Annotated in this window: 19 protein-coding genes; 11 read left to right on the top strand and 8 right to left on the bottom strand. The window is 30.3% G+C overall.

What is annotated here, in order from left to right:
• The first annotated feature begins 8 nt into the window (after positions 1-8).
• Positions 9-866, top strand: a complete 858-nt coding sequence (locus ACKGJI_RS07855; protein ID WP_458699738.1) for an AraC family transcriptional regulator — start codon at positions 9-11, stop codon at positions 864-866.
• Here the strand turns inward: ACKGJI_RS07855 and ACKGJI_RS07850 are convergent.
• Entirely contained in the window at positions 853-1,419 is a 567-nt protein-coding gene (locus tag ACKGJI_RS07850; protein ID WP_458699737.1) for an HD domain-containing protein, read from the bottom strand. The genes ACKGJI_RS07855 and ACKGJI_RS07850 overlap by 14 nt on opposite strands.
• 26 nt (positions 1,420-1,445) lie before the next feature.
• Positions 1,446-2,426, bottom strand: coding sequence for a YeiH family protein (locus ACKGJI_RS07845; RefSeq protein WP_458699736.1), 981 nt, complete (start codon positions 2,424-2,426; stop codon positions 1,446-1,448).
• 95 nt (positions 2,427-2,521) lie between these two features.
• On the opposite strand from ACKGJI_RS07845, the gene ACKGJI_RS07840 reads away from it, so the two are divergent.
• Entirely contained in the window at positions 2,522-3,391 is an 870-nt protein-coding gene (locus tag ACKGJI_RS07840; protein WP_458699735.1) for a LysR substrate-binding domain-containing protein, read from the top strand.
• On the opposite strand, the gene ACKGJI_RS07835 is transcribed toward ACKGJI_RS07840, so the two are convergent.
• The 3 genes from ACKGJI_RS07835 to ACKGJI_RS07825 form a co-directional block, all read right to left on the bottom strand.
• Positions 3,382-6,474: an efflux RND transporter permease subunit gene (locus ACKGJI_RS07835; protein ID WP_458699734.1), complete on the bottom strand. Its 3,093-nt coding sequence runs from the start codon at positions 6,472-6,474 to the stop codon at positions 3,382-3,384. The genes ACKGJI_RS07840 and ACKGJI_RS07835 overlap by 10 nt on opposite strands.
• A 55-nt stretch (positions 6,475-6,529) precedes the next feature.
• Positions 6,530-7,036, bottom strand: coding sequence for a glycine zipper 2TM domain-containing protein (locus ACKGJI_RS07830; protein ID WP_458699733.1), 507 nt, complete (start codon positions 7,034-7,036; stop codon positions 6,530-6,532).
• A gap of 97 nt (positions 7,037-7,133) precedes the next feature.
• Entirely contained in the window at positions 7,134-8,801 is a 1,668-nt protein-coding gene (locus tag ACKGJI_RS07825) for a Na+/H+ antiporter NhaC family protein (protein ID WP_458701716.1), read from the bottom strand.
• Between the two features lie 137 nt (positions 8,802-8,938).
• Between ACKGJI_RS07825 and ACKGJI_RS07820 the strand changes: the two genes are divergently transcribed.
• The 3 genes from ACKGJI_RS07820 (at position 8,939) to bioD (ending at position 14,089) form a co-directional block, all read left to right on the top strand.
• On the top strand, positions 8,939-9,889 hold the full coding sequence (locus tag ACKGJI_RS07820; RefSeq protein ID WP_458699732.1) for an adenosine deaminase: 951 nt from the start codon (positions 8,939-8,941) through the stop codon (positions 9,887-9,889).
• Positions 9,890-9,953: 64 nt separating this feature from the next.
• On the top strand, positions 9,954-13,436 hold the full coding sequence (locus ACKGJI_RS07815) for an EAL domain-containing protein (RefSeq protein ID WP_458699731.1): 3,483 nt from the start codon (positions 9,954-9,956) through the stop codon (positions 13,434-13,436).
• Positions 13,433-14,089, top strand: a complete 657-nt coding sequence (gene bioD / locus ACKGJI_RS07810) for a dethiobiotin synthase (RefSeq protein WP_458699730.1) — start codon at positions 13,433-13,435, stop codon at positions 14,087-14,089. The genes ACKGJI_RS07815 and bioD overlap by 4 nt, the downstream gene beginning before the upstream one ends.
• Here bioD and ACKGJI_RS07805 read toward each other — a convergent pair.
• The gene (locus ACKGJI_RS07805; RefSeq protein ID WP_458699729.1) at positions 14,066-14,557 is read right to left on the bottom strand and encodes a glycine zipper 2TM domain-containing protein; all 492 of its coding nucleotides are present in this window, start codon (positions 14,555-14,557) and stop codon (positions 14,066-14,068) included. The two genes, bioD and ACKGJI_RS07805, sit on opposite strands and share 24 nt — an antisense overlap.
• Before the next feature lie 122 nt (positions 14,558-14,679).
• Between ACKGJI_RS07805 and ACKGJI_RS07800 the strand changes: the two genes are divergently transcribed.
• The 4 genes from ACKGJI_RS07800 to ACKGJI_RS07785 are packed head-to-tail and all read left to right on the top strand — an operon-like array spanning position 14,680 to position 19,923.
• Positions 14,680-17,508: an FAD-binding and (Fe-S)-binding domain-containing protein gene (locus ACKGJI_RS07800; protein WP_458699728.1), complete on the top strand. Its 2,829-nt coding sequence runs from the start codon at positions 14,680-14,682 to the stop codon at positions 17,506-17,508.
• 55 nt (positions 17,509-17,563) lie between these two features.
• Positions 17,564-18,439, top strand: coding sequence for an aspartate carbamoyltransferase catalytic subunit (locus ACKGJI_RS07795; RefSeq protein WP_458699727.1), 876 nt, complete (start codon positions 17,564-17,566; stop codon positions 18,437-18,439).
• Positions 18,426-19,370, top strand: coding sequence for an aminodeoxychorismate synthase component I (locus tag ACKGJI_RS07790; protein WP_458701715.1), 945 nt, complete (start codon positions 18,426-18,428; stop codon positions 19,368-19,370). The genes ACKGJI_RS07795 and ACKGJI_RS07790 overlap by 14 nt, the downstream gene beginning before the upstream one ends.
• Positions 19,354-19,923 (top strand): aminotransferase class IV, encoded by a 570-nt coding sequence (locus ACKGJI_RS07785; protein ID WP_458699726.1) that lies wholly within the window; start codon positions 19,354-19,356, stop codon positions 19,921-19,923. Before ACKGJI_RS07790 ends, ACKGJI_RS07785 begins: the two co-directional genes overlap by 17 nt.
• A gap of 37 nt (positions 19,924-19,960) precedes the next feature.
• Here ACKGJI_RS07785 and ACKGJI_RS07780 read toward each other — a convergent pair whose 3' ends face one another.
• Positions 19,961-21,205, bottom strand: a complete 1,245-nt coding sequence (locus tag ACKGJI_RS07780) for a dicarboxylate/amino acid:cation symporter (RefSeq protein ID WP_458699725.1) — start codon at positions 21,203-21,205, stop codon at positions 19,961-19,963.
• A 272-nt stretch (positions 21,206-21,477) separates the two neighbouring features.
• Here ACKGJI_RS07780 and ACKGJI_RS07775 point away from each other — a divergent pair, with 272 nt between their 5' ends.
• On the top strand, positions 21,478-23,214 hold the full coding sequence (locus tag ACKGJI_RS07775) for a M3 family oligoendopeptidase (RefSeq protein WP_458699724.1): 1,737 nt from the start codon (positions 21,478-21,480) through the stop codon (positions 23,212-23,214).
• Positions 23,192-23,644, top strand: coding sequence for a hypothetical protein (locus ACKGJI_RS07770; protein ID WP_458699723.1), 453 nt, complete (start codon positions 23,192-23,194; stop codon positions 23,642-23,644). The genes ACKGJI_RS07775 and ACKGJI_RS07770 overlap by 23 nt, the downstream gene beginning before the upstream one ends.
• Before the next feature lie 4 nt (positions 23,645-23,648).
• On the opposite strand, the gene ACKGJI_RS07765 is transcribed toward ACKGJI_RS07770, so the two are convergent.
• Positions 23,649-24,551: a LysR family transcriptional regulator gene (locus ACKGJI_RS07765; RefSeq protein ID WP_458699722.1), complete on the bottom strand. Its 903-nt coding sequence runs from the start codon at positions 24,549-24,551 to the stop codon at positions 23,649-23,651.
• Positions 24,552-24,710: the final 159 nt, after the last annotated feature.

Raw genomic sequence — 24,710 nt, 5'->3', positions numbered from 1 at the left:
AATAGTATATGAAGAAAATAACTAGAAATGACCATAGTCAAAGAATAAACGAAATATTGTTTCATATTCACTTGGATATATCACAAGAGCATAGTGTTGAAAGTTTGTCTAAAAGAGCTTCTATGTCTGCGTTTCATTTTAATAGAGTTTTCAAAAAAATAGTTGGGCAGAGTGTTCATGCTTATATAAGACGAGTTAGGCTAGAACACTGTGCAAATGCACTTCTTTTCAATCCAAATTCAACAATAAGTGAAATTTTTAGTGAAGTAGGTTTTATCTCAAACTCCTCTTTTACTCATGCTTTTAAAGATCATTTTGGATGTACACCAAGCAAATGGCGTGAGATAGATAAACCTTTACATGTAAGCCAAAATATCACAAAGATAAATCCTTTACATGTAGAGATTGATTATGTACCTAAAAGAAGGGTTGTTTATGTGCGTCATCGAGGTTATAACAGAAGTATAAAAGAAGCTTGGCAAAGATTAGAAGAGTGGACTTTACAAAATAATCTTGATTTTTCAAAGATGCCAATGATTGGGCTTCATCACTCAAACCCAAATATAGTAAAAAAAGAAGATTGTCATTATGTTGCTTGTTTGGAGATAAAAGATGATTTTGAGTACTTTAGAAGTGGCGATGTAGGTGTGATGGAGATACCAAGAATTTTCTGTGCAAAATTTGCTTTGAGTGGAAAATATGGAGATTTGATGAAATATATGGATTATATCTACTACGAGTGGTTACCAAACTCAAAGTATGAAAAAGTTCATCTTCCTTCAATGGCACATTATCATAAAAACCATTTTATAAGCAAAGATGAACTTTTTGAATTAGATTTTTTTATTCCTATTAGGCATGCTTAAGCTCAAGTCCTAAAGTAGGAGCAATCTCTCTCATAGCAAGTATAACTTCTTTTATCAAATCATCTAGACTCATCTCTAGCATTTGTGCACCTTCGCTTATAACTTCTCTGCTAGCACCAGCAGCAAATGATTTTTGTTTAAATTTTTTCTTGACAGATTTTACTTCTAAATCCATAACTGATTTTGAAGGTCTAACAAGAGCGCAAGCTGTTATGAGCCCTGTTAATTCATCAACGCCATAAAGAGTTTTTTCCATCCTTGATAGTGGCTCAACATCTGTACAAATTTTCCAAGCATGGCTCATAATAGCTCTTATAATCTCTTGGCTGTAGCCTAGAGGCTCAAGTATCTCTTTTGTTTTATAACAATGCTCATCTGGAAATTTTTCATAATCCAAATCATGTAAAAGTCCAACAATTGCCCATGTTTCTTCATCTTCACCCCATTTTCTAGCAAAGTGTCTCATAGCACCTTCAACTGCTAATCCATGAGTTACTAAAGCATCGCCATTATACTCTTTTAAAAGTTTAAGCGCATCTTCTCTGTTTGGCATGGTATTCCTTTTTTAGAGGTATTATATCAAAAATTCATAGTAAGGTCAGTTATATAAAATCCACCAAACACTAACCATAAAAAAAGAATTGAAGCAAGATAGATTGGTTTTAGTCCAGCTTGTTTGAATTTTTTGAAATTTGTTTGCATACCTAGTGCACTCATAGCCATAGTTAAAGCAAAAGTATCAACAATGTTTATATTTTGGATTATGTTATTTGGTATAAACTCAAATGAATTAAATCCTGCAACAACGATAAACCAAATAGCAAACCATGGTATAGTGATTTTTTGTTTTTCTTTAGAAGTTGCTGTTTTTGATAGCCACAAACTAAGTAAAATTAAAAATGGAGCAAGTAGCATCACTCTTATCATTTTTACTATAACTGCACTATTTGCTACTTCTTGGCTAATAGCACTTCCTGCTCCTACAACATGTGCTACTTCATGAAGAGTTCCTCCTATGTATATACCCATACCTTGGGGCGATAGTGGGATTAAACCTGATTTGTACAAAAATGGATATAAAAACATACTTATTGTTCCAAACAATACCACAGTTGAAACTGCAATTGCCGTTTTGTAAGCTTCGCCTTTTACAACTGGTTCAGTCGCTAAAATTGCAGCTGCGCCACAAATAGAACTTCCAGCTGTTGTTAGTATGGCTGTGTCTCTATCCATTTTTAATATTTTAGTACCTACAAAATAACCTATGATAAAAGTTAGAGTTACTATAAGAGTACTTACTAATATGCCAGATAGTCCAACTTGAAAAATGTCTTGAAAAGTAAGCCTAAAACCGTAAAATATAATAGCTCCTCTTAAAATAGTTTTTGTTGAAAAAATTATGCCAGATTCAAAACTTTTTGGAAGTTTATGCCTAAGAGTATTTGCATAAATCATACCGAGTACTATACCAATGATAAGTGGGCTTAAGCCACCAATAAAATTTGATAAAAATGTTGCTACTAGAGCAAATAAGCTAACTAAAATCAATCCTTGAATCATCTAAACTCCTTTTGATGCAATAATAGTGTAGTTTTATTTATTTGTAAAATATATAAAATTTGATATAATAATTAAAAAAATATATAAGAAAGAAAATGACACTTAAAGAACTAGATTTTTTTTATGCACTATGTAAAAACCCTCATGTTTCTAAGCTTTCTAAAAAGCTAGAAATCTCACAATCTGCAATCTCTTTGGCTATTAAATCACTTGAGACAAAATTAGGTGAGCCACTTTTTGATAGGATTGGTAAAAAACTTGTTCTAAATGAAAGAGGGCGAGAGTTTAAGGAAATTACTTATACAAACTTTTTAGCATTAAAAGACGCGAAGAGTTATTTTAAAAAAGATGAAATTGCAGGAACTTTGAAAATTGCTTCGAGTAAAACGATTGGAAACTTTATAACTTCTATGAGCGTATTTGATTTTTTGAGTTTAAATAAAGAAGTAAAAATAGAACACCAAATCGAAAATTCTTCTTATATCATAGAGCAAGTAAAGTTAGGAAATTTAGATATGGGATTTATCGAGACTACATGTAGAGATGATGAAATTATCAAGGAAGTTTTAGCTGAAGATGAACTTGTAGTTGTTTGTAGTGATAAGAGTTTAAAAAAAGAGCAATATATAGATGAGTTATATGATAAAAAATGGATACTAAGAGAAAAAGGTTCAGGCACAAGAGATACTTTTGTTTTGGCTTTGGGAAAATTATTTGATGAGCTTAATATCTTCATGGAGTATCGTGATTTTGCTCAGATCAAGGAGCTTCTTTTGAAAAACACTAATGCAATTACATGTATATCAAAAGTAGCTGTAAAAAAAGAGCTAGAAGCAAAAGAGCTTATAGAAATTAAACTAAAAAATATAAAAGTTAAGAGAAATTTTTATTGTATTTATCATAAAAATAAATACAAAAGTAAACTCTTTGAGAGTTTCAAAGAGTTTACATGTAGCTATTTTTGAATCTCATATCTATTTTTGTGAAGAACAGCAAAAAATGTTGGTACATAGATAAGATTTAGTATAGTTCCCCAAGCTAAACCAAAACCAAGTGAGATTGCAAGTGGTTGGAATATGGCTGCTTCTCCTGTTGGGAAAAAGATAAGAGTTGAAAGACCTACTAAGGTTGTGATACTTGTTAAGAAAATCGGTCTTAATCTCTTTGTTGCTTCTTTAAAGAGTTGATCCAAAGTTCTTGCTCCTTGAAGATATGTCATCATAACTATACCATCATTTATGACAACTCCAGCAAGTCCAAGAGCCCCTATAACTGAAGGCATGGTAAGGTTTATACCCATTATGAAGTGACCTATGAGTACTCCTAAAAATGAAAATGGAATAACAGACATTATGATAAAAGTATCTCTAAAAGAGTTAAACATATACATAAGGCTAAGCATTATCAAAAGCAAAGATATAAAAGCAGCATTTAACATATCTTCTTTTAATTCATCATTTTTCTTCTTTTCTCCTAAGAGTTTAATCTCTACATCATTGTTTTTGATCTTTTCTAAAGTATCTTTGATTTTATCAATTGCTTCAGATGCAGTGACTTTTTTTGTATCAACATTTGCATAAACATAAAATGTTTTAACTCCAAAATCTTTATACACTTTTTCAAAAGATTTTACAATTTCAAATTCTACTACATCTTTTAGCATTACACTTTTGCCATCACTTAGTGGAATTTTAGCAGTTTTTAATGTACTAATATCATCTTTGTTTACACTTTGGACTTTTATTTCGAGTAAGTTTTTATCATCAAATGCTGTTGTTTTCTTTTTTGATAAAAAGAGATTTGATAAAATTGCTCCAATATCTTGCTCATCAAGTCCTAGCGATTCTCCGTATTTATTAACTTTTATCTTGATTTCATCTATACCTCTACTTGCACTATCACTTATGGATTTTACTCCATCAACTTTTTTCAAAGCAGTTCTAATCTCTTTGATTGATTCAAAAACTTTTTTATTATCATTTGAAACCACTCCTATCTTTATATCTGATTTAACAGGACCTGCTCTTCTTTCTGCTACTTCGATTTCTTGGAGCTTATATTTTGATTTGTAATTTTTTTGTTTTAAAAACTTTCTTAACTCTCTTGAAATTTCAAAAGAAGTTTTTTCTCTGATTTTAGGAGTATTGTCATCATAAAAGCTTAGATATGGAGTTATGTATTCATTAAAAAAGTTTTCGTTTTTTAACTTGTAAAGCTCTAGTGTTATGTACATAACATATGGGTAGTTCTCACTAGCTCCTTCAGTATTACTTCTATATCCTGCTACGCTTGAGACACTTTCGATACCATATTTGTCTTTTAGTTTTACAAAATCTTTGCTTATCTCATTTACAATTTCAAAAGATTTTTCTATTGGAGTGTTAATATCTGCTTTTATGGAAATATTTATTTTAGTTGTATCAAACCTTGGGAACATTTGAAATTTTGAGTGTTTGATGCCCAAAAAAGTTAAGATTGGTATGATTACAAGAAATAAAAATAAAAATATTTTTTTATACTTTACATGTAGATGTATGATTGAACTATAAATTTTATTTGCTCTGTCCCATGAGAGAACTTTTGATTTTGTTTTTAGTGTGTGAGCAGCGTGTATCGGTAAAAATATAAATGATTCTATAAGTGAAGCTACAATCAAAGCTGAAACTGCAATAGGAATGAGTTTTATAAACTCTCCCATAGTTCCTCTTAACATCAAAAGTGGTATAAAAGTAAAAAGAGTTGTAAGTGAAGCAAAGATTACAGGTTTTGCAACCTCTTTAGCTCCTTGTATGGCTGCTTCTTTTGGCGGTAAGCCTTCTTCTAGTTTTTGTTGTATATTTTCAGCTATTACTATGGCATCATCAACAACAATTCCAAGTGCAACTAAAACACCAACTAATGAGATAAGATTTATTGTATATCCTAGCTGATAAAAATAAAATGCAGCCATGATAAAAGATGTTGGTATCCCAATAGCAACTATAAAAGCCATTCTTGTGTTTATGAGTAAAATTAAAAGTAAAGTTACTAACCCAAAACCAAATATGATGTTAGAGCCAACGACATTTAATCTATCTTTGATTCTTTGAGTGTTGTCATTGTGTACTAAAAAATCAATATCAGGATTTTGCTTTTTTATTTTATTTAGAGTCTTTTCTATGTTCTTTTTGGCATTTAGTGCATTTCCATCTGAGCTTTGAAATACAGTAAGAGTTAAAGATGGTTTTGTATCAATAGAAGAGAGTGTAGAAGAATCTTCATATCTTTTTTCAACTTTTGCAATATCACTTAGATAGATTGATTTTCCATCAATCTTTAAGAGGGTATTTTGCATTTTATCTGAACTTTTTTTACCATTGTAGGTAGAAAGATAGTAGTGCTTACCATTTCCCTCAATCTTTCCTACTGGAAAGATATATGAAATTCCAGATATTGCATTAAACACAGAGTTTTTATTGAGTCCTAAACTTTCAATCTTTCTTTCATCAACTAATATATTATAATACATATCAGAATCACCGTAGATTGTAACTTCTGATATATCTTTTACTTTTAAAATAGCAGTTTTTAAATCTTTTGCAAAATCAATAAGTCCTGATAAATTTTTTTCTTTAGATGATATTGAGATATCTACAAGGCTCTTGTTGATACTTGGAACTGTAACTTTTGGATCATTCATATCGCTAGGAAAGTTTTGTTTAACTTCATCTATGTAGTCTTTTATTTTAGCAGCTGTGTCGTACTTATTTGTTCCTTTTATAAGTTCTAAAGTGATTCTAAAAGAGCCTGGAGAGATAGTAGAAGTCATATCATCTACGCCTTGAAGGCCTTGCAGTTTATCTTCAATCTCTCTTACCGCCATTTTATCTAGTATATCAATAGAAGCTCCACTATAACTTCCTGAGATGATAATTTTGTCTAATTCAAACGAAGGAAATACCTCTTTTGGTGTTTTCATATAAGAAGTTATCCCTACAAAACAAACTAAGATAAACAATATATAGTTCATCTTAGCATTATCGCTAAAAAATCTAATCAATTTTTCCATAAAATACCCTAAAAAATAATTTAGAGTATTTTATCTAAGTTGTGTTAATAAAGTGCTAATAGTTGATTTCAATTTCAATAGGAATATATCTTAATCTATTGTTTGAAATTTTTACTATTCTTCTTCCTTTGTATTTTGCTATATTTTTGTATCCTACAAATTTTTCTTCATAACTTTCTTGATATTTTGTTACACATCTTTTTCTAGTTTCATAGCTTGTACTTTCATATCTTCTTTCATGTTTTGACAAGTTGTGACCAACCAAACTCCCTATTATTGCTCCACCAACTGTTGCTAAATCATTTCCTCTACCTTTACCAACTTGATGGCCGATAACTCCCCCAGCAACTCCACCTATAATTGTTCCTATTGGATAATCATCGTTATAGCTACCTCTTCTAACTGGAACTTCTTCATTCCAACACTCTTGGTATGGAACTCTTTTTGTAACTGTTTTGTAAATTGGAGTTGATTTTATAACTCTTGCTCTATCAGTTAATGTAAATGAATTTGCTTGTAAACCTATGATTGCTACTGTTAAAATTGTTACTATCTTTTTCATCTTTCTCTCTCCTACTTTTTTGTTTTGTTTGGAAAATTATAAAATGAAAAAGTGAAATGATTGTGAAGAGGGTTTGGAGGCAAAATTGCCTCCTTAGTTATGCTTCTACTTTTTTCCCGTAAAATCTTACAACTAAAGCTGTAACTAAAATAGCTAAAGGTAAAACAAGATACATAGAAAATCCCATAGCTGCTGGGATATATCCACAAAGTATAGCGATAAACGCTACTACTATGGCATAAGCTAGCTGAGTGTTGATATGGTCTATATGGTCACATGCTGAGCCCATTGAAGATAGGATTGAAGTATCTGAAATTGGTGAACAGTGATCCCCAAAAATAGCTCCAGTTAGAACAGCACTTATATTTAAGATTATATAGTTTTGAAGTTCACTTCCTTCAAGTCCTGTGTGAAGTCCAACAGCATTTGCGATAGGAATTGCTAAAGGCATCAAAATCCCCATAGTTCCATAAGAAGTTCCAGTGGCAAATGATATGATCGAGCCTAGTATAAAGATAATAGAAGGTAAAAGTACTTGTGGTGTAGAATCACTTAGGATTGAAACAAGATAAGTAGATGTTCCAAGCTCTTTTATTACTCCACTTATTGACCATGCTAAAATCAAAATAACAGCTGTAATAACCAAAGCTTTTACACCAAAAACCCAAGTTTCAAGTGCTTCACTTAGATTAAACATTTTTTGTTTCATTCCCATACCAATTGCAACTATTGAAGCAAATAAAGCAGCTTCAAAAAGCACAACACTAGCATCAGCAGCACCAAAACAATCCCTTAATGAAGCAAATGAGTAAGGATTTGCATCAACCATTTTCAATGCTTCACCCTCAAGTGCATGATAACCGTTAAAATAAAATCCAAAAAAAGCAACTACTATAAGAGTTCCAATAGGAATTAGTGCATTCCAAATTGAGTGTTTTACTCCATCTTTTGGCTCTAGAGTCGAGCTTTCTTGGTTTGTCATGAGTTTTGCATCAGGGTGATATACTTGACCTTTTTGGATTGATCTAGTTGCAGCTTTGTGCATAGGGCCAAATTCACGCATAAAATATGCTGTAAAAAATACAAACGCCAACATCAAGATATTATAAAATCTAAAAGGAATGGTTTGTACAAAAATCGCATAAGCGTTTATATCTGTTTGGCCTATCATACCATAAGCATCTTTGATAAGTGAGATTTCATATCCAATCCAAGTAGAAATAAGAGCGATTCCAGCTATAGGAGCGGCAGTTGCGTCTATGATAAATGCTAGTTTTTCTCTACTTACTTTTAGTTTATCTGTAACTGGTCTCATAATTGGTCCGATGATTAGTGAGTTTGCGTAATCATCAAAAAAGATAAAAAAGCCCATAATCCAAGTATAAATCTGAGCTGAACGACCTGTTTTTGCTCTTTTTGCTAGTTTCTCAGCTATGGCTCTTGGTCCGCCCATCTTTGTAATTACAGCGATTAAACCACCAATTGTTAAAACTTGAAGTATGATTCCCGCGTTCCAAGAATCAGCCATACTTCCAATCATCTTAGAAATAATTCCTATAAAAGCATTGTAGAGTGCTAAAAAGATATTGTTTCCAGTGACATTTAAAAGAAAAGTACCGCTAAAGATTCCCATAAATAGAGAAAAAATTACATTTTTTGTTAAAAATGCTAAACCGATCGCCACTAAAGGTGGGATTAGAGTTAGCACACCATAAGTTTGTGCATTTGTTTTTGCATCTGCAAATAGCATGATTGGCAAAAACATTAAATAAATAAAAGATTTAAGTTTCAAACAATCCTCCTAAAAATAAAAAAAAGATTATAGCATAAAATAGGTATTACTTTTGGTAGTACTAAAATAAAATTTAAAAAATGCTATAATTATCTTTAGGAGAGTATATTATGGAAGATTTTATAAAAAATTTAAAAAAAGCTGAACTTCACCTTCATATTGAAGGTACGCTAGAGCCTGAGTTGATGTTTAAACTTGCAAAGAAAAATGGCGTTAAAATACCTTATGGAAGTATAGAAGAGGTAAAAAATGCTTATAATTTTACATCTTTGCAATCATTTTTAGATATTTATTATGCTGGGGCAAATGTTTTGATAGAGGAAGAAGATTTTTTTGAACTTACTTGGGCATATCTTTTAAAATGTAAAGAGCAAAACATAGTTCACACTGAGATTATGTTTGATCCTCAAACTCATACAAAAAGAGGCATTTCTTTTGGAGCAGTTATAAATGGAATTACAAAAGCTTTACAAAAAGCTGATGAAGAGTTAGGAATTAGTTCGTGTTTGATTATGAGTTTTTTAAGACATTTAAGTGAGGAAGAAGCTATAAATACGTTAAAAGAAGCTTTACCTTACAAATACCTCATAAAAGCAGTTGGACTTGATTCTAGTGAAGTTGGAAATCCACCAAGCAAATTTCAAAAAGTTTTTACTATGGCTAAAAATGCAGGATTTAAGCTAGTAGCTCATGCAGGAGAAGAAGCAAACAGCTCTTACATTTGGGAAGCGATAGAGCTTTTACATGTACACAGGATTGATCATGGGATAAGATGTGATGAAGATGAAAAGCTTTTGGAGTATTTAAAAGAAAAACAAATCCCTTTAACTGTTTGTCCCCTTTCAAATGTTAAACTAAGAGCAGTAAAAGATTTAGCTAGTCACAATATCAAAAAACTTTTGGATATGGGCTTGTGTGTAACAATCAACTCAGATGATCCAGCATATTTTGGGGGTTATTTAAATGAAAATTTTATAGCCACTGCAAAAGCTTTAAATCTAGAGAAAAATGACATAAAAAAGATGATAGATAATGCTTTTAAGGCGTCATTTAAATCCTAAAAGTAAGCATGTTTTATGTTTTATTTATGTATATTCTTAAGTAGAATCGTATAAAGGTTAGTTTATGGGCATCTCTAAAAAAACTTTTTATCTTTTTTTATCAATTTTTCTAATAACTATAATCTCTATTAGTTTTTTCAGATTTAAATCTCTTTCTTATACTCAAAATATAATATTAAAAAATGTAGCCCAGACTCAAGCTTCAAAATTAGTTACAATGTTAGAATTTAACAAAGAAAGGCTTGAGCATTTATCTAAGGATTGGGGGAACTGGGTAGATAGTTATCTGTTTTTAGAAGGTAAAAATGAAAATTTTATAAAAAATAATTTTTTAGGAGATACAACTCTATCTGACATAGATGTAGATTATATGCTCTTTTTTGATAAAAATAAAAGACTTTTTTGTGCAAGAGTAAAAGAAGGCAAGATAGGAAAAGAGTTAGTATCCTTACCAAAAACTTTTGAAAATTTAAAAGATAAAATAAATCTAAAAACCTCTTCTAGTTTGTATTATGTATATGATAATCAAATTTATATGATAGCCTTTTTCCCTATAATAAAAGAGATTGATGAACCTTCAAATGGTATATTGGTAGTTGTTAATAAAATTGATAAAAAGTTTTTTGAAAAAAATAAGATAAAAGATATAAAAATCAAAATAGAAAATAAAAATGTCAAATCTTTTGACAAGTTAAATGATTTTTCGCATTATTACTACTCTTTTAATCACAAAGCTGAGATTTTACATACACAAGTTGTTTATGATTTTAGTAGAGATAAACAAATAATCTTTACATATACAAGCAATCAAAAAGATATCATAACAGTTTTAAATTACACTTCTTATAAAGTATTTTTAGGAGTTGTCCTAATCTTAGGGCTTGTTTTCTTTATCTTTTATAGTGTGATTATCAATAAAAGAGTTAAAAAATTAGACAAATTATCAAAAACTCTTACTTCTAAAGATATTGATTTTGATGAATTACCAAGCTTTGAGGACGAAGAGCTTCAAAAAGTTGTAGATTCTGTAAAATCAATGGCTCATGAGATAATAGATCAAAAAAATACATTTGAGGGCTTAGTGAAAAATATGCCTTCAGGTGTCATTTTGTATTCTCCTACTTTTATATATGCAAACAAATATGCTTTGAGAGTTTTAAAAACCGATATGGATACTTTATCTTCTTTAACCCCATTTGATGTTCTTGATAAAGATAAATATACAAAAGAAGAAATTATAAAATTTGAGCAAATACTAGAAGAAAGAATCAAAATTGGTGGTAATGCTAGAACATATGAGGCATTTTTAAAAATTGATTCTCATAAGCTAAAAGTATATGCCATTTCTGATTCTATGGTTTATAAAGGTAAAAGAGTTGGTATAGTTTCATTTGTAGATATAACAGAAATAGAAGAACTAGGCAGGGAATTAAACCTTTTGATGAGTTATTCTCCTGTTGTTATTTTTCATACTGTTTATCATAAAGATAAAATAACATTAAAATATCTCTCAGATGGATTTAATAAGATTACAGGATATAAAAAAGAAGAAGTTTACTCTACTTGGTGGGAAGAACATCTTCATCCTTTGAAAAAAGATGAAGTTCTAAAAAATCAAATAAACCTAGAATCAAAAGGCAAACTAAATCAAATATACAAATTTAGAAAAAAAGATGGAAGTTATATTTATATAAATGATAAAACATATAAACTAAATAAAGCAAATGAAGATAATGAACTGATAGGTTTTTGGCATGATGTAACAAAAGATGAAGCTTTAAAAAGAGTAGGGATTGCGCTTTCACAGATTAATCAAATGCTTTTACATGTACAGAGTAAAGAAGAAATTTTTGAAAAAATTTGTAGTATTTTAGTAAAAAGTGGTCCTTTTAAATTTGCATGGCTTGGAAGTTGTGATTTTGAAAAAGGAGTGCTTAGAGAAGTTTCAAAATATGGAGAAGAAGAGGGGTATTTAGATGATTTTGTTTTGACTTTAGATCCTTCAAACTTAAAAGGGACATCTGCTAAATGTATATTTGAAGGAAAAACACTAAGTTACAATCAAAATACATTTACAAATGAAGATATTGAGCCTTGGAGGCAGAGGCTTTTAGAAGCAAAGTTTTTTTCATCATCATCTCTTGTTATAAATGATAATAAAACATCTAAAAAATATATACTAAACTTATATAGTGATACATCAAATATATATTCTAAAGAGCTTGAGAATTTACTTGAAACTATTAGTAAAAATGTCGAGTTTGCTCTGGAAAGTTTAAGAAATATAGAAAAATTAAAATTTTTAAGTTATCATGATCCACTTTGTAAATTACCAAATATCAACGCTCTTCAAGTTGAGTTAAATAATGCAAAAGAGCCAGTTAGTATATGTGTTTTAAATATAAGAGATTTTTCTCTTATCAATCTTAATTATGGTTATAAGTTTGGTGATAAAGCACTTTGTTCAATCTCTAAGGCAATAAAAGATTCAATAGCAAAGACTGATAAACTTTTTAGACTTGGTGGCGATAAGTTTGCTATACTTTTATACAATGTACATAAAGAGCTTGCAATTGAGATTTTAACTCGTATAAAGAAAAAATTAGCTTCAGGAATTAGCATAGATGATGAACATTTAGTCCCTATTTATGTAAGAATGTCAGTAGTAAGTGCTCCTGAAGATACAACTGAGATAAAAAGTATGCACGAACTTGGTATGAGTGCTTTGGGATATGGAAGAGAGAGTAAACATGTCATACTATTTGAGCCATGGATGCTTGATTTATCAAGAACTAGGATATCAATTGAGAAAAATATCATAGATGCGATTAAAAATGAAAGTTTTGAAGTGTACTATCAGCCTATATATGGAGCAAATGATGAAAAGGTATATCACCTAGAAGCCTTGATGAGATTAAAAGACAAAGATGGTCATCCAATTTCACCTGAGCTTATAGCAAAGACTGCTGAAGAGTTTGGAACTATCAATGATATTACAAAAGTAATTGTTAAAAAAGTACTACAACAACAATCAATTTGGAGAGAAAAAGGAATTGATTTAAGAGTTGCTATTAATATATCTGCTTTAGATATAAGTGATGAAAACTTTTTTAGTATGTTAGAAGAAAACCTAATCAAAAATAAAATAGGAAGTGACGCAGTTTCATTGGAAATAACTGAGCGAGCTGCAATCAATGACCTTGAAGTTGCTAGTAGATTTATATCTCGTGCTAGAGATTTGGGGATAAAAATTGAAATAGATGATTTTGGTATAGCTCATTCCTCTTTGAGTGAGATTTCATCTATCGATTTTGATTATTTAAAGATAGATAAAAGTTTTATAGATAAAATTAATCTATCTAAAAAGAGTGAAAAAGTTATAGAATTCATCATCTTCTTATCAAAAGAGTTTGGTGCGAAAACTATAGCAGAAGGTGTTGAAACAAAAGAACAAGTTGATTGGTTAAGAAAGGCTGGTTGTGATTTTATACAAGGCTATTTTTACTCAAAACCACTTCCACCAAATGAAATAGAAAAGAAATTATGAAAAAAAAAGCCATATTTATAACAGCAACAAATACTGATGTCGGGAAAACCTACACTACATGTAAACTCATTGAAGAGCTTTCAAAACAAGGATTAAAAGTGGGAGTTTTAAAGCCTATTGAATCAGGTGTAAAAGATGAGCCCTTAGATGGAAAGTTACTTTTAGAGTTTGCAAAAAAGTATAATCCAAACATAAAAGACTTTACATGTAAAGATATAGTACCGATCCAATACAAACTCCCAGCAGCTCCTTTTGTATCTAAAAAAGATGAAAAGATTGATTTAAAGGTTATAAGAAAAGCTTTTGATAAGATAGATAGTGTAAGCGATATAGTGTTAATAGAAGGTGCTGGAGGATTGATGGTACCAGTTGATGAAAATCTTTATATGTATGATTTTATCAAAGAGTTCAATGCAATTACACTTTTAGTAACTCATGCAAATTTAGGCTGTATAAATGATACTTTATTAAATATAAATCTTTTAGAATCTTTACATGTAGATTTCAGATGGTGTGTAAATTTTAGAGATAATGAAGAGAGTTTTAAGAAAATTACCTTGCCATTTTATGAGCATAAATTTGGCAAGGTTTTAAGTGTTCAATCAGATATAACTAAGATTGCAAGTAGTTTAGTACTCAACCTTGATTCTTAGTCGAATTTTATCTAGTGGTCGATCGCTATATTTTACAATAGTTTTACCCTTGTAATCAGCTATATTTTTGTAACCAACAAGTTTTTCCTCACTATGCTCTTGATATTTTGTCACACATCTTCTTTGTGTAGTAGTTGAAGGATGATTACCTTTTTCGGAGAGGTTTTTACCAACAAGAGTTCCAACAATGGCTCCACCAACAGTTGCAGCAGTTTTACCACTTCCTCCACCTATTTGATTGCCTAAAATTCCTCCAGCAACACCACCAATAAGTGCTCCAATAGGACTTTCTTCTGAGCTATTTGAAGTTACTTCTTCATCCCAGCACTCTTGATATGGAGTTCTAGTGATAATTGTTTTGTGAATTGGCTCGCTTTTTATGACATCAACTGTTTCATTATATTTTATAGAATTTGCACTCAGTGACATAGAAAAAGCAAGAATTGGAATCAATATAATTTTTTTCATTTTGCACTCCTTGTTCTTTTTTGTCATTATACACTATTATCGTTAATGGAAAGTAACTTTTTGTAATATCTTTTTTATATAATAATGATAATATTTTATTAATTAAAAAATAAGGATAGATTATGAAAATGCTACCAAAGAGTTATTCAGATTTTTATGAGAAAATTATAGGACAAATACCTAAAGATAGAGTTTTTACAGATCCACTTCGTACTTTAGCATATGGAACTGATGCGTCATTTTATAGATTGGTACCAAAAGTTGTCATATGGATACAAAGTGCTAAAGAGGTAAAACTCATACTAAAAGAGGCTACAGCTTTGGGGTTACCTGTTGTTTTTAGAGCAGCTGGTACAAGTTTGTCTGGGCAAGCACTGAGTGATTCTATTTTAATCGTTACTTCAAGAGATTGGAATGGAATTAGTGCAAATGAAGACAAAAGCCTTATAACACTTCAAGCATCAGTATTAGGTGCAAGTGCAAATAGGTACTTATCAAAATATGGTAAGAAAATCGGACCAGACCCTGCTAGTATAGATAGAGCAATGATAGCTGGAATCGTTGCAAATAATGCTAGTGGTATGTGTTGTGGGGTTGTTGAAAACTCACTGGAAACCATCTCTGATATTAAGATGATATTGATGGATGGGACTGAGCTTGATACTTCTAGTAAAGAAAGTAGGGAAGCTTTTAAAAAATCACATCCTAAATTACTTGAGAGAATGAAAGGAATATCTCAAAAGATAAAAAATAATAAAGAGTTATATGACAAAATTGTTAGAAAATATAGCATCAAAAATGTTTGTGGATACTCTTTAAATGCATTTTTAAAATCAGATGATCCAATAGATATGATTAAATATCTGATGGTTGGTAGTGAAGGTACTTTAGCTTTTATTGAAGAAGTTACTTTTAGAACAGTTCCTGATTATAAAGATAAAGCAAGTGCTTTGATGGTTTTTGAAACTATTAGAGAAGCATGTGAAGCAGTTGCTATTATGAGTTTAGAGTGTAGAGATGCAGTTGATGCTGCCGAAATGATGGATAGACTTGCTCTTAAAAGTATTGAAAATAAACCTGGAATTCCTGATTATGTAAAAACTTTAACAGGAGATGCAACAGCTATCCTAGTTGAAACTAGAGCTCCTTCAAAAGAGAGTTTACAAAAAAATATAGATACAATCTTAGAAAAGCTAAAAGACAAAAAAACAATTATTCCTATTGACTTTACTGACAAAGAAGAAGAGTATAAGAAGTATTGGGAGATAAGAAAGGGAGTATTCCCAGCTGTTATTGGTCAAAGAGAGGCAGGAACTACTGGAATTATTGAAGATATTGCTTGTCCTATTCAAAACCTAGCAGATATGACCGAAGAGTTACAAAAGTTGCTTATCGAATCAGGTTATGATGATTCTTGTATCTATGGTCATGCATTAGAGGGTAATTTTCATTTTATTTTAAATCAAAGTTTTGCTAGTGATGATGAAGTAGAGAGATATGATACTTTGATGGATAAGGTAGCTCATATGGTTGCTAAAAAGTATGATGGAAGTTTAAAGGCTGAACATGGTACAGGAAGAAATATGGCTCCATATGTTGAGTTTGAGTGGGGTAGTGATGCTTATGAAATCATGAAAGAGATAAAAGAGCTATTTGATCCAAAACACTTACTAAATCCTGATGTAATTCTTTGCAGTGATAAAAAAATACATCTAAAAAATCTAAAAGCAATGCCAAAAACTGATGATATTATAGATATGTGTATTGAATGTGGTTTTTGTGAGTCTACATGCCCTTCAAACATGATATCTTTAACTCCTCGTCAAAGAACAGTATCAAATAGATATATGACAATTTTGAAAAATGAAAATAGACTCGAAGAATTAGAAGAATTTAAAAAACTATATCAATATTATGGAATCGATACATGTGCTACATGTCAGCTTTGTTCTATGGCCTGTCCTGTTGATATAGACACTGGTAATTTAACTAAAAAACTAAGAGCGAAACAAGCCACTACTACTTGGAAAGCTATTTCATCAACTCTTGCAAATCATTATGCTGGATTATTAGGTATTGGTAGGTTTGCACTTTCAACTGTACATACTATAAATAAAGTCATACCTGATCCAGTTATGAGCGGAGTCTCTGGTGCTATTACAAAACTTAGTGGTGGGTCTATCCCTCAGTGGAAAGCATCATTGCCTAGTGGAAATAAATTTCAAGGTGAGCCAAAACTAAAAAGTAATGAGAAAGTTGTTTATTTTTCATCTTGTATCAACAGAACTATGTCAAATACTCATCCAAAAAATGATAAAGAAGAACCTTTAAGTAAAGTAGTTATCAAACTTCTTGAGAGAGCTGGGATTGAAGTTATAATACCTGAGTATCTTGATGGATTGTGTTGTGGTATGCCTTTTTCTTCAAAAGGTTACAAAGAAGATGGAAAGAAAAAATCAGATGAACTAGAAAAAGCGTTGATTGTGGCAACTCAAAACGGAAAATACCCAGTTTTGTGTGATATGAGCCCATGTACAAAAACAATGATACAAAACTTTAAAGCAGATATAAAGATATACGATACTGTTGATTTTACACATGATATATTACTAAATAAACTAGAGTTTAAACCAATTGATGAGCCAATAGTTATTCATACAACTTGCAGTACAAGAAAAACAGGACTTGCAGATAAATTTGCAAAGATTGCAAGAGCGTGCAGTACAAATGTTACAATTCCAGAGAATGTTGGATGTTGTGGATTTGCTGGAGATAGAGGATTTACTTTTCCTGAGTTAAATAAATCTGCTCTTAGACATTTGAAAGAAGAAATTCCAAGTAATGTAAAATATGCTTTTTCAACAAGTAAAACTTGTGAAATTGGTTTGAGTGAAGAGAGTGGATTGGATTATAAATCTATATTTTATTTGGTTGAAAAAGTTACTAGATAGTGATTATTAAGTGCAAATTTGTTAAAATTACAATTATTTTAATTGAGGATTTACATTGCAACACTTGATAAATACTAGAGATTTCTCGATCGATGAAGTTAATGCACTTTTTAAAAGAGCTGCTGAGTTTTTGGATGAAAAACAAAGAGATATACTAAAAGGTAGGATGATAATCACTATCTTTTTTGAAAACTCAACAAGAACAAGAAGTAGTTTTGAAATTGCTGCTAAAAGATTAGAGGCTCAGGTTGTTAGTTTAGATGTATCAAAAAGTTCTTCTAGTAAAGGAGAAACACTTTTTGATACAGCAGCTAACCTTGATGCAATGGGACCTGATGCTATTGTTGTAAGGCATAAAAATGCCGGTGTTCCTAGTATACTTGCAAATTATGTCAAATGTCCTATCTTAAATGGTGGTGATGGAAGCCATGCTCATCCTACTCAAGCATTGCTTGATCTTTTTACTATGACTAGATATTTTAAAGATTTAAAAGGTAAAAAAATTGCAATTGTTGGAGATATAAAAAATTCAAGAGTTGCAAATAGCAATATCGAGCTTTTAAGTCGCTATGGTTTAGAAGTTATCTTAGTTGCTCCTCCTCACTTTTTACCTCAAACTTCACTTAGAGTTTCTCATAACATAAAAGAAGTTATAAATGAAGTTGATATAGTTATGAGTTTAAGAACTCAAACAGAAAGACATAAAAATCAAATCTATGCATCTTTAGCTGATTATGCAAAAGATTTTTGTATAACCAAAGATGTAGTAGGCGATAGAAATATACTTCTTTTACATCCTGGGCCAGTTCATAGAAATGTAGATATAGATGATGAAATGCTAAGAGATCCAAGATGTAAAGTCCTAGAGCAAGTTAAAAATGGAGTTGCTGTAAGAATGGCAGTTTTGGAGAAACTTGTTGGAGCTAATTGATAGATTAAATGAGTGCGGGAAAAAAAGAAAACCAGTTTTTTTTGCAATAGATTTTGAAGCAAAAAAGTGGTTTTTTGAAGATGAAAATGTACTTTTCAAATTGGCTGAATTTCAAAACTATGAGAGTAAAACTCCACAAAAAACTACGCATATTTTAAAAAAACATTATATCTCTTTTGAGAATTACAAAAAAGCAATAGAGCAAGTAAAAGAAGAGATTAAAAAAGGAAACACTTATCTTTTAAATCTCACATTTCAAACGAGGCTTGAAGGAGATATTCATTTAGAAGAGATTTTTTATCTCTCAAGAGCTCCTTTTAAACTACATGTAAAAGATAAATTTGTCTGTTTTTCGCCAGAGCGATTTGTAAAAATCCAAAATAACCAAATAAGCACATATCCTATGAAAGGTACAATTGATGCAAAAATTCCTAATGCAAAACAGAGTATCTTGGAAAATGAAAAAGAGATGAGTGAACATACAATGGTTGTTGATTTACTTAGAAATGATTTAGGAATTGTAGCAAGTGATGTGAGGGTTGAGAAATTTAGATATATCGATAAAATAAATGCTGGAGATAAAGAACTACTCCAAGTTAGCTCAAAAATAACAGCAAAACTAAACGATAGTTGGCACGATAATTTAGGAAAAATCATAACAAGTTTACTTCCAGCTGGCTCAATCAGTGGAACTCCAAAGAAAAAAACAGTAGAAATCATTAAAAAAATTGAAAATTATGATAGAGGATTTTTTACTGGTATTTTTGGTTATTATGATGGAAATAGTTTAGATAGTGCTGTTATGATTAGATTTATTGAAAAAACCAATGATGGCTATGTTTACAAAAGTGGTGGTGGAATTACAATAGATAGTAATGATCTAAGCGAATATGAAGAGATGAAAGATAAAGTTTATGTTCCCTTGTTTTGAAACTATAAAAGTAGAAAATTCTAAGTTAAAAAATCTAGAGTTTCATCAAAAAAGAGTAGATTTCACTCGTCAAAAATTTTTTGGGTATGAAGATAAACTAGATTTGGCTAAACTGTCTTTTGATATACAAAATGGAGCATTAAAAGTTGAGTATGAAAAAGATTTTTTAAAGACTACATGTAGAGAGTTAAAACCTAGAAATTTTAGAAGGTTTAAAGTGCTAAATAGTGAAATAAGATATGATTTTAAGTATGTAGATAGAAAAAATTTAGATGCTTTACATGTAGATGGGTATGATGATATTATAATCACAAAAAATGGTTTATTAAAAGATACAAGTATCGCTAATATTGCACTTTTTATCAAAGATACATGGTTTACTCCACGAACTCCACTTTTAAACGGTACAACAAGAGATAGATTAATAAGGAGTGGTTTTTTAAAAACAAAAGATTTATATATAGATGATTTAAAAAAAGCTAAACATTTTGCCATAATGAATGCTTTATTAGATTTTAAAATTATTGAAAATCTAAGTATAGATTTTTTATAAAAATCTGGGATATTTATAATATCCCAGATTCAAGTAGTTATGCTGCAACTTCTTGTAATTCGTTTTCACTATTATAGATATTTTCGTCAAGTTCGCCTTCACTTTTTGCAACAAGAACAGAAACCATGGCATCACCAGTTACATTTATAGTAGTTCTAGCCATATCTAAAATACGATCAATTCCTGCGATGATAGCAACACCTTCCATAGGAAGACCAACAGAAGTCAATACTAAAGAAAGCATGATTAAACCAGCACCAGGAACTCCAGCAGTTCCGATTGAAGCTAGTGTTGAAGTTAAGATTATAGTCATATAGTTTCCAACACTAAGATCAACACCAAAAGCTTGTGCAACAAAAACAGCACATACACCTTGATATAAAGCTGTACCGTCCATATTGATTGTAGCACCAAGAGGGAGTACAAAACTAGCTATTGGTTTAGATACACCAAGGTTTTTTATGACATTCTGAGTTGTCATAGGTAGTGTTCCTGAACTACTAGTTGTAGTAAATGCTACAGATTGTGCTGCAAGAATACCTTTGAAAAATTTAATTGGACTTAATTTTGCTATTACTGATAGTGTAAAGCCCATAGTAAAAAGAGCATGAATAATACATCCAAGATATACACCTAAGATAACTTTACCTAAGCTATAAAGCACATCTATTCCGTAAGAAGCAGAAACCCATGCCATTAAACCAAATACACCAAAAGGAGCAAAAGAGATAACTATATCAGTCATTTTAAACATAACTTCAGAAAATGAACTAAAAAAACTAGCTACTGGTTTACCTTTTTCTCCTGCAAGATTTATTGAAATTCCTAGAATAATAGCAAAAAATATGATTTGTAATATATTGCCTTTTGCTAAACTTGCCATTGGATTTTTAGTAATTATATTTAAAAATGTATCTACTAAAGAAGGAGCTTCTTTTGCAGCAATAGTTGTAGCACTTTGCATAGAAACACCAACTCCAGGTTCCAAAACAATACCTATAACAAGACCAATTGTAATTGCTATGGCTGTAGTTATAAGATATAAAAAGAAAGTTTTCAACCCTATACGTCTCATCTTTTTCATATCTTCCATTGCTGTGATACCTGTTACTAAAGTAACAAATACAAGTGGAACTATTAGCATTTTGATTAAGTTAATAAACAAAGTACCAATAGGTTTTAACATAATAGCAGTATCACCAAGAGTAAGTCCTGCAACTAAACCTAAACAAAGTCCAATGAAAATTTTTTGCCAAAGTGGCATTCTTTTCCATACTAACATTATTTTCCTCCTTAAATTTTAGCTATTCTAAGAATCCAAAGTGACCTCAAAGAGACTTTTTTGAAAATAATCTGTTTATTACACAAATAATTTATGTAAATGTTACATTTATACACAATTAAATGCTTTATTGGTAGATTGTAAATGAAACACGTTCTTGTAATAAAACTAGAAAATGATGTAATACCAATATTTAAAGGAGAAATGATTAAAAAAAGTAGAAAATTTTGCTATAATGAATTTTTTATAAATAAGAATATAAGGATAATTTTTTGAATTGGGATTTGAGTGCATTATATAAAAATGAAAATGATTTAGATAAAGATTTGGCTTTAGCAAAGCAAAAAGCACAAACTTTTGAAAAAATGTATAAAAATAGATTAAAAACGCTAAGCTCTAGTGAATTCGTTGAAGCAATTAGTGAGTATGAGTGTATAAGTCAAATTTTGGGTAAAATTATGACATATGCTTTTTTAAAATTTGCTACTGATTCTTCAAATGGTAATTACTATGCAAAATATCAAAATGAATATTCAAATGTAAGTGAGTATTTGATTTTTTTTGAATTAGAGTTTAATCGCCTAAATAAAGCAAAACAGCAAGAGTTTATTGATGGAACTAGTAAATACAAGTTTTACTTACAATCTTTACAACAAGAAAAGCCACATCAATTAAGTCCAAAAGAAGAGAGAATTCTTTTAAAAACAAGTAACACTAGAAGTAGTGCTTGGAGTAGGCTTTTTGATGAGCATTTTAGTAGGTTAAAATTTACGTATGACAAAAAGAAGATTTCTGAAGAAGAGATTTTATCACTACTTCACAATCCAAACAGAGAAGTTAGAAAAAAAGCTGCTACTGCTTTTAGTAGAGGCTTAAAACCACATCAGCCACTACTTGGGTATATCTACAACATGATAAAAACTGATTTAAAAAACAGTTGTGAACTAAGAGGTTATGATTTACCTGAAACTCCTCGTCATATGGACAATAAAATAACACAAAAAAGTGTCGATGCTTTGGTAAATAGTGCAAATGAAAGTTTTGATTTGGTTCAAGATTATTATAAATTAAAAGCACAGTTACTTGGACTTGATGAACTTTATGATTATGATAGATATGCTCCACTTGAAGAAAAAGAGAGGGAGTACAGTTTTGAAGATTCAAAAGAGATTGTATTAAAAGCATTTGAAAAATTCTCGCCAAAATTTGCTAGTATCGCAAAAAAAGCGTTTGATGAAAAGTGGATAGATGTTTATCCTAAAGATGGTAAAAGAGGAGGGGCTTTTTCTCACCCTGCTACTACTGATACTCATCCGTATGTTCTTTTAAATCATACAAATAGAAGAAGAGACCTTTTTACACTTGCTCATGAATTAGGACATGCTATTCATCAGTATTTATCAAGAGATGTAGGATACATTAATTCAGATACTCCTTTAACTACTTCTGAAACTGCTTCAGTTTTTGCAGAAATGTTGGTTTTTGATTATATAAAAGATACACTAAGTGATGAAGAAAAAATCTCTTTATACGCAAGTAAAATAGAAGATATCTTTGCAACTTTATACAGACAAATAAATTTTACAACATTTGAAAGAAAAGTTCATGCTCATGAAGGAGAGCTTAGTTTAGAAGTTTTTAATAAGTTTTGGATTGAAGAAAGCAAGAAAATGTTTGGGGATTCCATAAAGCTTACAAAAAATTATGAGCTTTGGTGGAGCTATATCCCTCATTTTATTCATTCTCCATTTTATTGTTACTCTTACTCTTATGGACAACTTTTAGTCTTGGCTCTTTATGGATTATATAAAAGTAAAAAAGATGATAATTTTATAGAAAACTACACTTCATTTTTAAGTGCAGCTGGAAGTAAAAGCCCAAAAGAATTGGTGAGTAAATTTGGGTTTGATATTGATAAAGAAGAATTCTGGCAAATTGGTATAGAAGAAATTAGAAAACTCTTAAATGAGTTTAAAGGGATTTGTGATGCTACAAAATGTGTTAAATGATGTAAAATTCTCAAGTGAAATGAAAAGACACATAAAAGAGGTTTTGGAAATTTTATTGAAAAAAGGTGTAAATTTTTCTATATTGACAAATGTTAGTGAGATAAGTTTTGATCCACCTTTACCTGAAGAAATTACATCTTCATTCAAACCAATTACTATGTTTGTATTGGCTGGATATACATTTGAGAGTTGTGTTGTAGATGATTGGGGTATGAGTTTTGAAGCTGGTTTTGGACACGAAAATTTTGGCTCGCTAGTAAGCGTTCCTATGCTTTCAATTTTACAAATTTTGATAGATGAAACTCCAATCTTAATAAATCTAAGCGTTGAAGCAAAAACTAAGCCAAAAATGAAAAAAGAAGATGGGATAAAAAGAAGTATGGAAGCACTTCTTTCTAATCCAGAAAATGAGAAGTTACTAAAAAAGTAACTTCTTAAATCTTCTTTTTACTTGTGATATAGTTTATAACATTGTCCATAAACGGATCGCTTTTTTTCTCTTTTAAATGAGCAATATATAGTTTTCTTGTTAATTTTATGCCTTTTACTCTAGCATAGTGTAATTCTTTGTTTGTAATTCTATCTTCTACCATATGCTTTGATATAATTGTAACAGTTGGTACTCCATCAACTATTGGAGATTTAAGTATAGTCTGTTTTGCAGCAGTTGAGCTAGTAACAACACTTCTTAAATCAAAAGAATCACAATCTACACCAATTTTTTCAAACTCTTGTTTTATGATTTGTCTAGTGTTTGAGCTGTCTTCTCTGCAAATCCAACTAAAATTATTTAATTCGCCAGGATTAATATATTTTGGAAGTGGAGTTTTGCTTACTAAAACCAATTCATCATCCATCCACTCTTTATAAACTATCTCATCATTAAATTTAGGTGACTCAAGTAGGGCTAAATCAACTTTTTTATCCAATAGCTCTTCCGTAATATTGCTTACACTATCTACTTTTATCATCACATCATTTTTTATTGCACCTTGGATTTCTGTTAAAAAATCAGGCAAAATATAGTTTCCTATCATAAATGATGCACCAATAACAAACACAATTTCTTTATTTATAATCTTAATGACATCTCTTTCAGCATTCAATACACAACGCTCTAATCTATTTACTATCTTGTAAAACTCTTCACCCTCTTTTGTAAGCTTGATACCATTTTTCTTTCTATCAACAATTTGAGTACCTAAATAGTCTTCTATTATCTTTATTTGTTGAGTAACTGCTGGCTGGCTAATACCAAGTTTTTTTGAAGCTTTTGAAAAACTCTTTTCTTTTACAACAGTAAGAAAAGTGTCTATTTTTGTAAAGTCCTTTAACACCGTAATCCCCTAAAAATTTTTATTAACTGAGATTACATACTATCATAGTATATAAATTCAGTTTTTAAATATAATTTGAAATTATAACTAAAATTAATAGTAATTACAAGATAATTTATAAGTAATTTTAGATTTCTTTATTTGCTGTTTGAATAATTT

This window comes from Sulfurospirillum sp. 1307, assembly GCF_054408545.1.
This window is presented reverse-complemented; position numbering and strand designations above follow the sequence as displayed.